13 protein-coding genes are annotated in these 14,639 nt (G+C 65.1%); 12 read left to right on the top strand and 1 reads right to left on the bottom strand.

The genetic code is table 11. The features are described 5' to 3' along the window. Positions 1–277: 277 nt before the first annotated feature. On the bottom strand, positions 278–1,282 hold the full coding sequence (locus tag SM757_RS33300) for an AraC family transcriptional regulator (protein WP_407655822.1): 1,005 nt from the start codon (positions 1,280–1,282) through the stop codon (positions 278–280). Between the two features lie 397 nt (positions 1,283–1,679). Here SM757_RS33300 and SM757_RS33305 point away from each other — a divergent pair, with 397 nt between their 5' ends. The 12 genes from SM757_RS33305 to SM757_RS33360 all read left to right on the top strand — a co-directional run. Then, entirely contained in the window at positions 1,680–3,821 is a 2,142-nt protein-coding gene (locus SM757_RS33305; RefSeq protein ID WP_322468619.1) for an indolepyruvate ferredoxin oxidoreductase subunit alpha, read from the top strand. 19 nt (positions 3,822–3,840) lie between these two features. Further along, complete coding sequence (locus tag SM757_RS33310) at positions 3,841–5,334, top strand: indolepyruvate oxidoreductase subunit beta family protein (RefSeq protein WP_322468620.1); 1,494 nt, start codon at positions 3,841–3,843, stop codon at positions 5,332–5,334. A 12-nt stretch (positions 5,335–5,346) separates the two neighbouring features. Then, positions 5,347–5,763 carry an acyl-CoA thioesterase gene (locus SM757_RS33315; RefSeq protein WP_322468621.1) on the top strand — a complete coding sequence of 139 codons (417 nt, stop codon included), beginning with the start codon at positions 5,347–5,349 and terminating at the stop codon, positions 5,761–5,763. A 32-nt stretch (positions 5,764–5,795) separates the two neighbouring features. Beyond that, positions 5,796–8,129: a bifunctional salicylyl-CoA 5-hydroxylase/oxidoreductase gene (locus SM757_RS33320; RefSeq protein WP_322468622.1), complete on the top strand. Its 2,334-nt coding sequence runs from the start codon at positions 5,796–5,798 to the stop codon at positions 8,127–8,129. Positions 8,130–8,150: 21 nt separating this feature from the next. After that, complete coding sequence (locus SM757_RS33325) at positions 8,151–9,278, top strand: cupin domain-containing protein (RefSeq protein ID WP_322468623.1); 1,128 nt, start codon at positions 8,151–8,153, stop codon at positions 9,276–9,278. 34 nt (positions 9,279–9,312) lie between these two features. Continuing rightward, on the top strand, positions 9,313–10,224 hold the full coding sequence (locus SM757_RS33330; RefSeq protein WP_322468624.1) for a fumarylacetoacetate hydrolase family protein: 912 nt from the start codon (positions 9,313–9,315) through the stop codon (positions 10,222–10,224). Between the two features lie 13 nt (positions 10,225–10,237). Further along, a complete protein-coding gene (locus SM757_RS33335) occupies positions 10,238–11,266 on the top strand; it encodes a carbon-nitrogen hydrolase family protein (protein ID WP_322468625.1) in 1,029 nt (342 codons plus the stop codon). Next, the gene (locus SM757_RS33340) at positions 11,263–12,030 is read left to right on the top strand and encodes a maleate cis-trans isomerase family protein (RefSeq protein ID WP_322468626.1); all 768 of its coding nucleotides are present in this window, start codon (positions 11,263–11,265) and stop codon (positions 12,028–12,030) included. Before SM757_RS33335 ends, SM757_RS33340 begins: the two co-directional genes overlap by 4 nt. A gap of 25 nt (positions 12,031–12,055) precedes the next feature. Then, the gene (locus SM757_RS33345) at positions 12,056–12,508 is read left to right on the top strand and encodes a MarR family winged helix-turn-helix transcriptional regulator (protein ID WP_322468627.1); all 453 of its coding nucleotides are present in this window, start codon (positions 12,056–12,058) and stop codon (positions 12,506–12,508) included. Positions 12,509–12,798: 290 nt separating this feature from the next. After that, positions 12,799–13,341, top strand: coding sequence for a MarR family winged helix-turn-helix transcriptional regulator (locus SM757_RS33350; protein WP_322468628.1), 543 nt, complete (start codon positions 12,799–12,801; stop codon positions 13,339–13,341). Between the two features lie 29 nt (positions 13,342–13,370). Continuing rightward, complete coding sequence (locus tag SM757_RS33355) at positions 13,371–13,763, top strand: RidA family protein (RefSeq protein ID WP_322468629.1); 393 nt, start codon at positions 13,371–13,373, stop codon at positions 13,761–13,763. A gap of 338 nt (positions 13,764–14,101) precedes the next feature. Continuing rightward, a partial coding sequence (locus SM757_RS33360) for a Bug family tripartite tricarboxylate transporter substrate binding protein (RefSeq protein ID WP_322468630.1) occupies positions 14,102–14,639 on the top strand: 538 nt, incomplete at its 3' end.

A 14,639-nucleotide genomic window follows, 5' to 3' on the forward strand; every position in this document is an offset into this window, starting at 1 on the left:
TGAGCTGTTCGTGGGCCGCGTGCTGCGCATCGACCGCTGCGACGGCGAGCCGCTGGTCTTCCACGGCGGTCGCTTCGCCAGCCTCGCTCCGGCAGCTTGACTTTTCCGGCTGCAGCGGCGTGATGCCGCTGCCATTTCGAGGCGGTGCAGCTATAGCGCGTGTACGAAGCGCCGTAGCGGTGCCGCGGCGATGACACTGGCGTGGTTCACGAGCGGCACGCCGTGCGCCAAGCTGGGCGCAGTTTTCGGTATCGGCAGCGGTTCGCTGCCGCTTTCATTACCGATGCAGCGTCTGGCTCGGATACTCGCCGAAGCGGGCCTTGTACTCGGCGCTGAAGCGCCCCAGATGAGCAAAACCCCAACGCAAGGCCACGCCCGCCACGTTGCCAGCACCATTGCCAGCGAGCAGGTCGGCACGAACGCGATCCAGGCGCAAGTCCCGCAGGTACTGCATCGGGCTGACGCCACAGAAGTCTTTGAATCCGGCGTACAAGCTGCGCAGGCTGACTCCGGCGATATCGGCCAGCGCCTCCACGCGTACCGGTTCGTGCGCATGGGCCTGCAGGTAGTCCTGCACTCGCCGCACATGGCGTGGCAGCACGGTGGAACGACGGGCAGGCATCGTTTCCCGATAGTTGTGAGGCTGGCAGGCTAGCAGCGAGGTGGCCACCAGCTGCTCGATCTGCCCGAGCACTAGCTTGTGCTCGGTGAGCTGCAGCGGCTGCTGCACGCAATCCACCAGGTACCTCATCAGGCACGCCCAGGCCGGATTCTCCTGCCAGCGCAGGCCCAGTGAAAACTGCAGCGGCTCACGCAGCTCACGCCCGAGCTGTGCAGCCAGCACACGCTCCATGAACGGACGGGCGATGCGCACCATCAGCTGGTCACAGTCGGCCGACCAGTGCATCTTCGTTTCCAGGTGCGGGCTGACGACCGAAGCCTCGCCGGGGTGGGACTCGAGCCTTTCGCCTTGGCTGTCGATGAGGGCATGGCCCCGCAGCGGCATCATGACCAGGAAGAAGTCGGTCAACGCACCCGGATCTATGTCCACCTCGGCACCGTAAAGCAGGCGGTTAAGGCTCACGTCGCCGAAAGCCATGTGGTGCATGCGGGCATCAACGCGCTGCCCGTGGCCGGCGGCGTGCAGCTCATGAGGCTTCATTACGCGGGAAACCATGGAACGGGTTTCCTGCAGGTCTCGCGAAGCGAAGAGTTGCAAGTTGGGCGCAGCAAGGAACGCCTCGCTCAACACAGACGGGCGGGGTTCAACGCACATCAGCATCGTGGGACCTCACGGAGGCAGCATGGAAATAAGGGTCTTTGCGACCCGCTGGCATTGACGCCAGTTACGCAAGACGGATGCCACGTCCATCACAAATTAGTTTAGGACTGAAGCTGTTTTCCAAGCTCAGTATTTGTCCTAGCCGATGCGCTGGTTTGGGACGAAATGCACCTCTGCCGGCCCCGAGTTTGGTGCACAGAACGATAGGCCCGGAACGGCAGTGCGCCTGAGAAATGGCGCTGCTGAAGCAGCAAATTATCCAGTCTCTGCAGTGTTTATCCGCCAACTGCAGGACTCGCATTTCCATGACGAATCATTGATTGACTCCTAAACGATGCATTCCAAAATGACTTCAACGGCGCATACGTATCGCGCCGATGGAGTCTGGGAATACATCATGGCCGAGCGTTCATTTGTCGAGGAAGTGAAGAAGCTGCGCCTGGGCGCAGGAGAGGTGTTCAGCGGAGAGGGCATCCTGGCGGTGACCAAGGCCCTGCTGGAGTCGGGCGTGGCCTATGTGGCGGGCTATCAGGGTGCGCCGATCTCGCATCTGATGGACGTGCTGGCCGACGCACAGGACATCCTGACGGAGCACGGCATTCGCTTCGAGAACAGCGCCAGCGAGGCCACTGCTGCTGCGACGCTGGCGGCCTCGGTCAACTACCCGCTGCGCGGCGCCGTCACGTTCAAGGCCACCGTGGGCACCAACGTGGCGTCCGATGCGCTGGCCAACCTCGCTTCGGGCGGCGTGCTGGGCGGCGCACTGATCATCGTTGGCGAGGACTATGGCGAGGGTTCCTCGATCATGCAGGAGCGCAGCCACGCCTTCGCGATGAAGTCGCAGATGTGGCTGCTGGACCCGCGCCCGAACCTGCCGTGCATCGTGCAGGCGGTCAAGGACGGGTTTGACCTCTCCGAGGCCAGCAGCACGCCGGTGATGTTGCAATTGCGCATCCGCGCCTGCCACGTGCATGGGCAATTCGTTGCCAGCGACAACCGGCGTCCCAAGTTCACGATCCAGCAGGCGCTGGAGCAACCGCAGCGTGACCTCAGTCGCATCGTGCTGCCGCCAGCGAGCTTCGTGCACGAGAAGGAGAAGGTCGAGCAGCGCTGGCCCGCGGCCGTGCGCTTCATCCAGGAGCGTGGGCTCAACGAGTTCTTCTCTGAGGACGCCGACGACATTGGCCTGGTGGTGCAGGGCGGCAGCTACAACACCTTGATCCGCGCCCTCGAGAAGCTGGGACTGGCGGACGTGTATGGCGAAACAAAGGTTCCGCTGTACGTGATGAACGTGGCGTACCCGCTGGTCGACGCCGAGTTCGAGCGTTTCTGCAAGGGCAAGAAGGCGGTACTGGTCCTGGAGGAGGGGCAGCCCAACTTCGTCGAGCAGAACGTCGCCAACATCCTGCGCCAGCTGGGCCTGGACACCGCGCTGCATGGCAAGGATCTGTTGCCGATGGCGGGCGAGTACAACACCGCGACCATGCTGGCAGGCGTGAAGGCCTTCATGCAGCGCTACGGCAAGCTGCCGGCGGATGCGGTGGAGCGCAAGGTGATCCCGCTGCTGCCAGCATCGGCTGCGCTGGACAACAACGTTCACGCGCGTCCCCCGGGCTTCTGCACGGGTTGTCCGGAACGGCCGATCTTCACGGCGATGAAGTTGGTCGAGCGGGAGCTCGGTCCGCATCACGTCACCGCCGACATCGGCTGTCATCTGTTCTCGATCCTGCCGCCTTTCAACCTCGGCGCTACCACAATGGGTTATGGCCTGGGCGCCGCCAGTGCGGCCGCCTTCAATGCGCCCGGGGCCAAGCGCGCAATCTCCGTGATGGGCGATGGCGGCTTCTGGCACAACGGGTTGACCAGCGGCGTGGCTAATGCGGTGTTTAACCGCAGCGACAACCTGACTGTCATCGTCGACAACAGCTACACCTCCGCCACGGGCGGTCAGGACATCCTGTCGTCGAAGGCGCTCAATACCACCCGCAGTACCGGCCATGAGATCGAACGGGCAGTACGCGGCGTGGGCGTGCGCTGGGTGCGCACGCTGCGCCGGACCTACGACCTCAAGGCCATGACCGCAACACTGCGCGAGGCGCTGACCACGAAGGAGAAGGGCCCCAAGGTATTGATCGCGCAGAGCGAGTGCATGCTCAACCAGCAGCGCCGCGAGAAACCCAAGGCGCGCAAGGCGCTGGCTGAGGGCAAACGGGTCGTGCGTGAGCGCTTTGGCGTGGATCCGGACACCTGTACCGGCGACCACTCGTGCATCCGCCTGTCGGGTTGCCCGTCGCTGTCGATCAAGCCCAACCCCGACCCGCTGCGCCAGGACCCGGTGGCCTCCGTGCAGGACAGCTGCGTGGGTTGCGGCCTGTGCGGCGAGGTCTCGCATGCGGCGGTGCTGTGCCCGTCCTTCTACCGGGCCGAAATCGTGTCCAACCCGACGCGCGGCGACCGACTGCGCCAGCGTGTTCGTCATGCGGTGATCGGTTGGCTGCAGCGTGGCGACGCCCGGAGTCGTGCCCAGTACGCATTCTGAAACCCCTCCCGGAGATCCCATGAACAAGGTTCAGCCCATCAAGATCGCCATCCTAGCGATGGGCGGCGAAGGCGGCGGCGTGCTGGCCGACTGGATCGTCGACCTCGGCGAGCACAACGGCTACTTTGCCCAGACCACCTCGGTGCCCGGCGTTGCGCAGCGTACCGGCGCCACCATCTACTACGTCGAGCTGCTGCCGGGCGCACATGAGTCGGCTGCCCGTCGTCCGGTGCTGGCCCTGATGCCGATGCCGGGCGACGTCGACGTGGTGTTGTGCTCCGAACTGATGGAAGCAGGGCGTGCGGTTCAGCGCGGGCTGGTGACCCCGGACCGCACGGCACTGCTGACCTCGACGCACCGCGTCTACTCGATCGGCGAGAAGGCCGCGATGGGCGACGGTCGCGTCGACAGCAACGTCTTGCTCGAGCACGCCACCAAGGCCTCAAAGCGGTTGGTGAGCTTTGACATGGCCCAGGCGGCCGAGCAGACGGGGAGTGTCATCAGCGCGGTACTGTTCGGCGCGCTGTGCGGCACCGGTGTGCTGCCCTTCGACCGGGCGCAGTTCGAGGCCACGATCGAGCGCGGCGGGGTGGGGGTGAAGCCCAGCCTGAAGGCCTTCGATCGTGGCTGTGCCGAGGCCATGGGCACGTCGCTGGCCAAGCCTGCGCCTGTCGCCAAGGCGGTCGGCACGCCGAAGTCCCCCGCCGTAGCCGCGCTGTTGCAGCGCGTGGACAGGACGGTCCCGCCGCAGGCCCGCACCATCGTTGTTGAAGGCGTCAGACGCCTCGTCGACTATCAGGATGCTCGCTACGCGAGCCTGTACCTGGACCGGATCGAGGTGCTGATGCGGCAGCCGGGCGGGCGCGATGCCACGCTGCTGCAGGAGACAGCGCGGCATCTGGCGTTGTGGATGTCCTACGAGGACACGATCCGTGTGGCGGACCTGAAGACCCGCGACACCCGCTTCGATCGGGTACGCCAGGAGGTCCGGGCCAAGTCCGATCAACTGGTGCGGATCAACGAGTTCATGCATCCGCGCATCGAGGAGATCTGTGAGACCCTGCCGGCGGGCCTGGGGCGCTGGCTCGCCCAGCCTCATGGCATTCACCGCTGGGTCAAGCGCATGACGGCGCAGGGCCGCGTCGTCAGGACCTCGTCGCTGCCCGGCTTCGTGTTGCTCTGGACTCTGGCCCGCTGGCGTCGCGGGCGCCGCACCACGCTGCGCTACGCGCTGGAGAACGAGCGCATCGAGCGCTGGCTGCATCGCATCTACGCCCTGGCCGGCACCCATCCGGCGTTGGCCCTGGAAGTGGCGCGGTGCCAGCGCCTGGTCAAGGGCTACGGGGACACGCACGCCCGCGGCCTGAAGAACTACGAAACCCTCATGGCTGTGCTCGACCGGCATCAGGCGGCGCTGGCGCCGGCCACGCTGGGCGAATTGCGCGACGCCGCGCTGGCGGACGAGCAGGGACTGCGTCTTCACAACACCTTGCAGCGCCTCGCGCTGGTCTGAAGGAGCGCCGACGTGTCCGACCCCCGCCACTTCAGTCGCTCGCATCGCATCCGCTTTTCGGAGTGCGATCCGGCCGGCATCGTTTTCTACCCGCAGTACTTCGTGCTCTTCAACGACTTGCTCGAAGCCTGGATGGACGCCTTGCTGCCCGAGGGTTTCGCAGGCTACGTCCTGGAGTGCCGTTGGGGCTTGCCCACGGTGCGGCTGGAGGCCGAGTTCAAGGCCATCAGCCGCATGGGCGACGACGTCGAGCTGGTGCTCGACGTGGAACACATCGGCACTCGCTCGATGGTGCTGCAGCTGCGCTGCCAGGGCCGGGACGGTCAGTTGCGCATGCAGGTCAAGCAGACGGTCGTCACCACCTCACTGGTCACGCACGCCGCCATTCCCATCCCCGATGAACTGCGCGCGGCACTGCAGCCGCGCTGAGCCCCTGTTCCTTTCCACGAGGAGATCGACCCATGAGAATCGTCTGCATCGGTGGCGGGCCCGCCGGCCTGTACTTTGGCCTGCTGATGAAGCTGCAGGATCCCGCCAACGACGTGGTGGTCATCGAGCGCAACCGCCCGTACGACACCTTCGGCTGGGGCGTGGTGTTCTCGGACGCCACGCTGGACAACCTGCGCGCGGCGGACCCCGTATCAGCCGAATCCATCGTTGGTGAGTTCAGTCGCTGGGACGACATCGACGTGCACTTCAAGGGCCGCTCCATCCGCAGCGGCGGCCACGGCTTCATCGGCATCGGCCGCAAGAAGCTGCTCAACATCCTGCAGGCACGCTGCGAAGAGGTGGGCGTGCAGCTGGTGTTCGAGACCGTCGTCCAGGACGACCAGGAGATTGCCCGGCAATACGGTGCCGATCTCGTGATCGCCAGCGACGGCCTCAACAGCGCGGTGCGCACCCGCTACGCCGAAACATTCCGTCCGGATATCGACACCCGCAAGTGCCGCTTCGTGTGGCTGGGCACGAAGAAGGTGTTCGATGCGTTCACGTTCCTGTTCGTGCCGACCGAGCACGGCTGGTTCCAGGCCCATGCCTATCGTTTCGAGAACGGATTGTCGACCTTCATCGTCGAGACCACCGACGAGACTTGGCAGCGTGCGGGCCTGGAGACGATGACGCAGGAGGAGGGCATTGCGTACTGCGAAAAGCTCTTCGCGCCCTGGCTGGAGGGAGAGCGCTTGATCTCCAACGCCGCACACCTGCGCGGCTCGGCCATCTGGATCCGCTTCCCCCGCGTGATCTGCGAGCGCTGGGTACAGTGGAACACGCTGCAGGACGAGGGCAGGCAGCGCCCGGTCCCGGTGGTGCTCATGGGTGATGCGGCACACACCGCGCATTTCTCCATCGGCTCGGGCACGAAGCTCGCGCTGGAGGATGCCATCGAGCTCACGCGCTGCCTGAAAGAGACCGGCGGCGACCTGCGCCGCGGGCTGGACCGCTACGAGGCTGTACGCAGCGTCGAGGTGCTGAAGATCCAGAACGCGGCACGCAACTCGACCGAGTGGTTCGAGAACGTCGCCCGTTACGCTGACCTTGAACCGGAGCAGTTCGCGTATTCGCTGCTGACACGGTCGCAGCGCATCTCGCACGAGAACCTGCGCCTGCGCGATGCCGGCTGGCTCGAGGGCTACGAGCGCTGGCTGTCCGAGCGCGCCGGCGTGGCCGTGTCGCAGGTGGACAAGCCACCGCTGCCGATGCTCACGCCGTACAAGGTTCGCGGCCTGACCTTGAAGAACCGCATCGTCGTCTCGCCGACGCTGCTGCATGCCTGCGATCACGGCGTGCCGGGCGACTTCCACCGCGTGCACCTGGGCAGCCGGGCACTCGGCGGGGCGGCGCTGGTCATGATGGAGATGACCGCGGTGCTGGCCGAGGGGCGTGTCACACCGGCCTGTCCGGGCCTGTGGAACGCTCAGCAGCAGCAGGCACTCGCCGGCATCGTGGACTTCGTGCACCGCCACACCGATGCGAAGTTCGGCCTGCAACTGGGCCACGCCGGGCGGCGCGGCGCCATCCAGGCGCACGGGCGGCATGCCGACGAACCACTGGCCGAGGGCTGGCCGCTGCTGTCCGCTTCAGCGTTGCCTTATCGCGCCGGCGTGTCGCCGACGCCCCGGGCCATGACGCGTGACGACATGGACGCGGTGCGCGATGCCTTCGTGGCCGCGGCACGCCGTGCGGCCGAGGCGGGTGTGGACTGGTTGGAACTGCACGCGGGCCATGGCTTCCTGCTGTCGTCGTTCATCTCGCCGCTGACGAACCAGCGCGAGGACGACTACGGCGGCTCGCTGGAGAACCGGTTGCGCTTCCCTCTGGAGGTGCTGTCGGCGGTGCGTGCCGTCTGGCCGCAGGACCGGCCCATCTCGGTGCGCCTGTCCGCCACGGACTGGGCTGCAGGCGGCACGACGGTGGACGAGGCGGTGGAGATCGCCCGGCGCCTGCGCGACGGCGGCGCTGACGTGGTCGACGTCTCTTCGGGCGAGGTGACGCCGGATCAGCAGCCGGTCTACGGCCGCATGTACCAGACGCCCATGGCCGACCGCATCCGCAACGAGGGCAAGGTCACGACGATCGCCGTGGGTGCGATCACCGAAGGTGACCAGGTCAACGGAATCATCGCTTCGGGCCGCGCGGACCTGTGCGCGCTGGGCCGCCCCTTCCTGGCCGACCCGGCCTGGCTGATGCGCGAGGTGGCACGTCTGGGCCGTGGTGGCCTGGGCTGGCACCGCGCTTACGAACCGGCCCGCCAGCAGCTCGAACGCGGCTTTGCCCGCACCCAGGCATCTGTCTGATCCCTTGCAGGAGCACGAGACATGAACACCTCCTCCCATGACCGGTACCGCGAGAGCACGCCTGGACGTGCCGACGTGCCGGACTCGCCCGAGCTGCTGGCGTACTACGCGGAGCTTGAACGGCTGCAGACTGGCGCGCTGTGGACGGTGGCCAACAAGATCGAACCGTGGCAGCCCAAGTCCGCCTCGGTCCCGGTGCTGTGGCGCTACCGCGACCTGCGCGAGCACGTGCTGCACTCGGTGTCGCTGGTCACCCCCGAGAAGGCCGGGCGCCGCGTGATCTACCTCGACAACCCGGGGCGTCGCGACGTCTCGGCCGCCGTGGGCTGGCTCTACGCCGGGCTGCAGGTGATGCATCCGGGTGAGCGCGCCTCGGCACATGCCCACGCCGCCTCGGCGCTGCGCTTCATCATGGAGGGCAGCGGCGCCTACACCATCGTCGATGGTCACCAGCTCACGCTCAACGCACGCGACTTCGTCATCACGCCCAACGGCACCTGGCACGAGCATGGCGTCAGCGACGACGGCACGCCGTGCATCTGGCAGGACGGGCTGGACATTCCGCTGGTCAATGCACTGGAGGCCAACTTCTACGCGGTGCATCCGCAGCTGCATCAGGCCGTCACGCACCCGGTGAACGACTCGCCCGCCGCGTGGGGCGGCGCGGGGCTGCAGCCGCAGCACCATGGCTGGACCAAGCCGTACTCGCCGCTGTTCAAGTACGAATGGGCCGCCACCTACGACGCGCTGCAGCGGCAGGCGCGCGTCAGCGACGGCAGCCCCTACGACGGCGTGCTCATGAACTATGTCAACCCGCTGACCGGCGGCCCGGTGATGTCCACGGTCGGGGCGAGCATGCAACTGCTGCGTCCCGGCGAACGTACGCAGGCGCATCGCCACACCGGCAGCTTCCTGTACCAGGTGGCCAAGGGCCGGGGCCACTCGGTCATCGAAGGCCGTCGCTTCGACTGGGAAGAGCGCGACATCTTCTGCGTGCCCTCCTGGGCCTTCCACGAGCACGCCAACGCCAGCGACAGCGAGGACGCCTGCCTCTTCTGTTTCCACGACCTGCCCACGATCAACGCGCTGGGCCTGTATCGCGAGCAGGCCTACGCCGAGAACGGCGGCTACCAGCCGGTGCTCGGCTGATCCGCATCCATCCTCATTTCCGGAGATCCCCATCATGCGTCTCGTCACTTACCGCGCCGATGCCAACGCCGCCGCCCGCCTGGGCGCACTGTCCGATGGCCAGGTCGTCGACCTCGCCCTGCTGGCCGCGGCCAAGGGCCTCGTGCTGCCCGACAACATGCTCGACTTCATCGACCTCGGCCCGCAGGCCGTGCGCTCGACCAGCGAGCTGCTGGCCTCGTTCGAGGGCCGCTTCCCGGTGGGCACTGCGTGGCCGGCCGACAACGTCAAGCTGCTCGCCCCGATACCGCGCCCGCGCAAGAACATCTTCGGCATCGGCCTGAACTACGTCGAGCACGTGGCCGAATCGAGCCGTTCGCTCGACACCTCCAAGGACCTGCCCAAGCAGCCGGTGATCTTCTCGAAGCCCCCGACCACCGTGATCGGCCCGGGCGACGCGATCGAGCACAACGCCAAGATCACGCAGCAGCTCGACTGGGAGATCGAGCTGGCCGTGATCATCGGTACCAAGGCCAAGCGCGTGAGCGAGGCGGATGCGCTCAAGCATGTGTTCGGCTACAGCGTGATGATCGACATGAGCGCGCGCGACTGCCGCCGCGCCGGGCAGTGGATCTATTCGAAGGGTCAGGACACCTACGCGCCCTTCGGGCCTTGCATCGTCACGGCCGACGAGATTCCGGACCCGTACACGCTGGATCTAAGCCTGGCGGTCAACGGCGTGACCAAGCAGAGCTCGAACACGCGCCACATGCTGTTCAAGGTGCACCAGTTGATCGCCGACATCAGCGCCGGCATCACGCTGGAGCCCGGCGACATCATCGCCACCGGCACGCCCGACGGCGTGGGGGCCGGCCGCACCCCGCAGGAATGGGTCTGGCCGGGCGACGTGATCGAAGGCCAGGTGCAAGGCATCGGTTCGCTGCGCCATCCGGTCGTTGCGGTCTGAAGGAAAGCACGCCATGCTGAACCTCACGAAATTCAAGGCCGCCGCGGTGCAGGCCGCGCCGGTGTTTCTTGACACCGAGGCCACCGTCGACAAGGTCTGCGCGCTGATCGCGGAAGCCGCCGGCAATGGTGCACGGCTGGTCGCGTTCCCCGAGGTGTTCGTCTCCGGCTACCCCTACTGGAGCTGGGTCATGAACCCCATCGAGGGCAGCCCGTGGTTCGAAAAGCTCGCCCGCTCGGCCATCGAGATTCCCGGTCCCGAGATTCGCAAGATCGCACAGGCTGCGGCGCGGCATCGCATCCACGTCGTCGTGGGCGTCAACGAGCGTAATCGGTATGGCATCGGCACGCTCTACAACACGCTGGTGACGATTGGCGAGGACGGCCGGCTGCTGGGCCGCCACCGCAAGCTCGTGCCCACCTGGGCTGAAAAGCTGACCTGGGCGCCGGGTGATGCGTCGGCGCTGCGCGTGCACGACACGCCGATTGGGCCGCTAGGGGCGTTGGCCTGCGGCGAGAACACCAACACGCTGGCGCGCTTCGCGCTGCTGTCGCAGGGGGAGTTGATCCACGTGGCGAGCTACATCGCACTGCCGGTGGCACCCAAGGACTACGACATGGCCGAGGCGATCCGCCTGCGCGCCGCGGCGCACAGCTTCGAGGGCAAGCTCTTCACCGTCGTGTCGTGTTCCACGGTGTCGCCGGAGATCGTCGACGCAATGAGCGCCAGCCACCCGCAGGCGCGCGAGCTGCTGGCGCGTCCCAACAGCGCGTTCTCGGGCTTCATCGGACCGGACGGCCGCGTGATCGGTGAGCCGCTCGTCGACGTCGAAGGTATCGCCTATGCCGAGATCGACCTCGGCCGCTGCCTGCAGCCGCGCCAGATGCACGACATCACGGGCCACTACAACCGCTTCGACATCTTCGATCTGCGGGTCAACCGACGCCCGCTGTCTGCAGCGCGCTTCGTCGACGAGACGCTCGTGGGGGAAGAGGACCTGGCTGGCGTGGATCTGGTTGGCTCCCTGGAGGCCGCGCAATGACGTTCCAGCACGTACCGCGCCCTTACCGCATCGGCCAGATCGTGCCGTCGTCCAACACGACGATGGAGACCGAGATCCCGGCCATGCTGCGTGCCCGAGAGCGTGTCCATGACGAGCGCTTCACCTTCCATTCGAGCCGCATGCGCATGAAGAAGGTGGTCAAGGAGGAGCTCGAAGCGATGGACCGGGACAGTGACCGCTGTGCGGTCGAGCTGTCCGACGCGCGTGTGGACGTGCTGGGCTACGCCTGCCTCGTGGCCATCATGAGCATGGGGCTGGGCTACCACCGCGTCTCGCAGGCACGACTGCATCAGTGCACGGTCGACAACGGTGCACCAGCGCCGGTGGTGAGCAGCGCCGGTGCGCTGGTCGAAGGCCTTCATGCGATGGGCATGAAGCGCATTTCGGTGATCTGTCCCTACATGAAGCCGCTCACCAAACTGGTGGTGGACTACATCGAAAGCGAAGGCATCGAGGTTAAAGACTACGTCGCGCTCGAGATCCCGGACAACATCGCCGTGGCTGCTCAGGATCCCGCACGACTGCTGGAAATCTACAAGCACCTGGACCGAGCCAACATCGACGGCCTGGTGCTGTCGGCCTGCGTGCAGATGCAGTCGCTGCCCTCGATTGCCAAGGTGGAGCGTGAGTCGGGCGTGCCGACGCTTTCGGCGGCGGTGGCTACCACCTGGCAAATGCTCAAGCAACTGCAGCTTCCGGCCCATGTTCCCGACTGTGGCGCCTTGCTCTCCGGCAAGTACTGAGCATCCGGGTGCGCCACCGCGGCAGATGGCATTCGTCGATCGCTATCTGCCGGCGCTGCTGACGCAGGCGGCGCACCAACTGGTCGGCTCGTTCACCGACGTAGTGCGATCGCACCGTTTGTCCGTGCTCGAATGGCGGGTGTTGGCAACGCTGGCCGACAACGACGCCATGAGCGTTGGCCAGCTGGCACGTCACGCAGCAACCAAGCAGCCCACGCTGACGCGGTTGCTCGTCCGTATGGCCCAACAGGGCCATGTCGAGCGGGGTGAGCATGGGAAGGACCGCCGGTTGACCTTGGTCAGGGTGACGCCTACTGGTCGTGCCCTTGCATGGAAGCTGATGGAGCAGGCCGAGGCGCAACAGCGCACGGCACTGCAATCCTTCGGCCCCGAGCGGCTGCAGCAACTTGAAGAACTGCTGCGGCTGCTGATCGATCAACATGGCACGAGCGCGGACGTCGCCGGAAGTCTAGTGTGAGTTCTTGCCATCGGGTCGCGTGGCTTGGAGTAGGCGCTGGGGAGGACAGCCGTTTTGCACATGGTTTGGCGAGGCGCCAATGCTGCGTCCAACGGCTCAACCGATACTGGATGCCGGGCGGGGTGGCGTGCGTGCTGAGCCAGTCTCACTGTACATGCACGGGTCGCGCGCTACCTTTATCAGGCTTGGTTGATCCAGCTCAGGATCGTGTCGACGCGGTGGTTTGAACGTACCCTGAAGGAACTAGGCGTTCAGCTGAAAATCCACTTACCGTGTGGTGGAGAGCTGACATGATGAAGGTTGATCGCAGCCACGACTTGTTGAACCTCGCAGACAAGCTCGGCCATGAAGCGCGCGCAGATGATGAAGCGCATGCGGCTTTGCGCCTGTGGCTGCGCTTGTTGGCTTGTACGACACAAGTTGAAACTGAGATCCGTCGTCGCTTGCGGACCACCTTCGGCATCAGCCTCGCGCGATTCGACTACATGGCCCAGCTCTACCGTAAGCCGGAAGGCATGCGCATGAAAGAACTTTCGCGCTGCCTGATGGTCACGGGGGGCAACGTCACTGGTCTCACCGACGAACTCGAGCGTGAAAAACTGGTCGAGCGCAGTGCCGATCCAGCTGATGGCCGGGCGAACGTGGTGAAGCTTACGAAGAGTGGTCGCAGGGCCTTCCAGGACATGGCCACGGCCCATGAAGGCTGGATCATCGAACTGATGGGCGACCTGGAGGACCGAGCCATCAAGCAACTCTACGAGCACCTCGGCACTCTGCGCGTGCAGTTGCTGAAGGACGTCAGTGCGCGTGGAAACGTTCTACCTCTCGACTGACGCATGCTCTGCTTAACAAGGACTTTGCCGTGAATGTGCTGCTGCCGCCTAGCTGGCCACGTCCCAAGGGCTATGCCAATGGCGTCATGGCAAAGGGCACGCAGGTCTACGTTTCCGGGATGATCGGATGGGACGCACAGTGCGTCTTGCGCTCCGATGATTTCGCCGCACAGGCGAGGCAAGCCTTGGAGAACATCATCGCTGTGCTGAAGGAGGCGGGTGCGCGACCTGAGCACGTGGTGCGCATGACATGGTATGTGACCTCTAAGCAGGAATACCTGGACGCTGCGCGCGAGGTAGGGGCCGCGTATCGCGAACTGATGGGTGGCTACAACGCTGCCATGACAGCCGTGGAAGTGACTGCGTTGATGGAAGATCGCGCCAAGGTTGAAATCGAGGTAACGGCGGTTATTCCAGACTGAGCTTGCAACGGATGCGGTTTGGCACGCCTTGTGCCGAGTCCGGACGCATGCTGGGCGACTGGTGCGCTGACTCCCGCAAGCTCTAATTTCATTGCCGGTACGCTGATTCGCCACGGACAACTCCGGTTGCCTTGTTCAGTCATTGGGAATGTGCCGAAAAATCGCAGTTCATGACTTTGCCGTGGAGATTGCGCGGCAGTAATCCGTGAACGTGGCATATGGGCAGGTGCACGATCCGGATACCCATTGCACAAACTGGTTAGACCTACGTCAAGCCAGTCACTATATTGCCTTGCAACACCCCTTTGATCAACGTGCCGTACAACGGGAGTTGCAATATGACGTCTTCGCAAGCCATGAATTTCCTGGTCCGGCGGACTTTGGTCATGGCAATATTCTTCGCAGCAGCTGGCAGCGCCAGTTCACAGAGCGTGTGGCCAAGCAAGCCGGTGCGCTTCATCGTGGCCTACCCACCGGGTGGCTTGGCGGATGCTCTCATCAGGCAATTGCAGCAGCCGCTCACCGAGGCGTTGGCGCAGCCCATCGTGGTCGACAACCGAAGCGGGGCGAACGGCAATTTGGCAGCTGAGGCCACGATTGCTGCGGGGGCAGATGGACATACCTTCTTGGTTGCCCAGACGGCAGTCCAGTCCATCAACCCTTCCATGTTCCGGAAGATGAGTTTTGATCCGGCGAAGTCTCTGGTTCATGTTGCGTTGCTTGCCAACAGCCAGCTCTACCTCGTTACACGCCCCACATTGCCGCCCACCACCCTGAAGGAGTTCGTGGAGTACGCCCAGGCGAACCCTGGGAAACTGTCTTACGGTTCCGCTGGCTCGGGCAGTACTCCGCACATGGCCGGTGAGCTGTTCAAAC

The sequence above is a fragment of the Azohydromonas lata genome (assembly GCF_034427735.1).
In the GTDB taxonomy this organism is placed as follows: domain Bacteria; phylum Pseudomonadota; class Gammaproteobacteria; order Burkholderiales; family Burkholderiaceae_C; genus Azohydromonas; species Azohydromonas lata.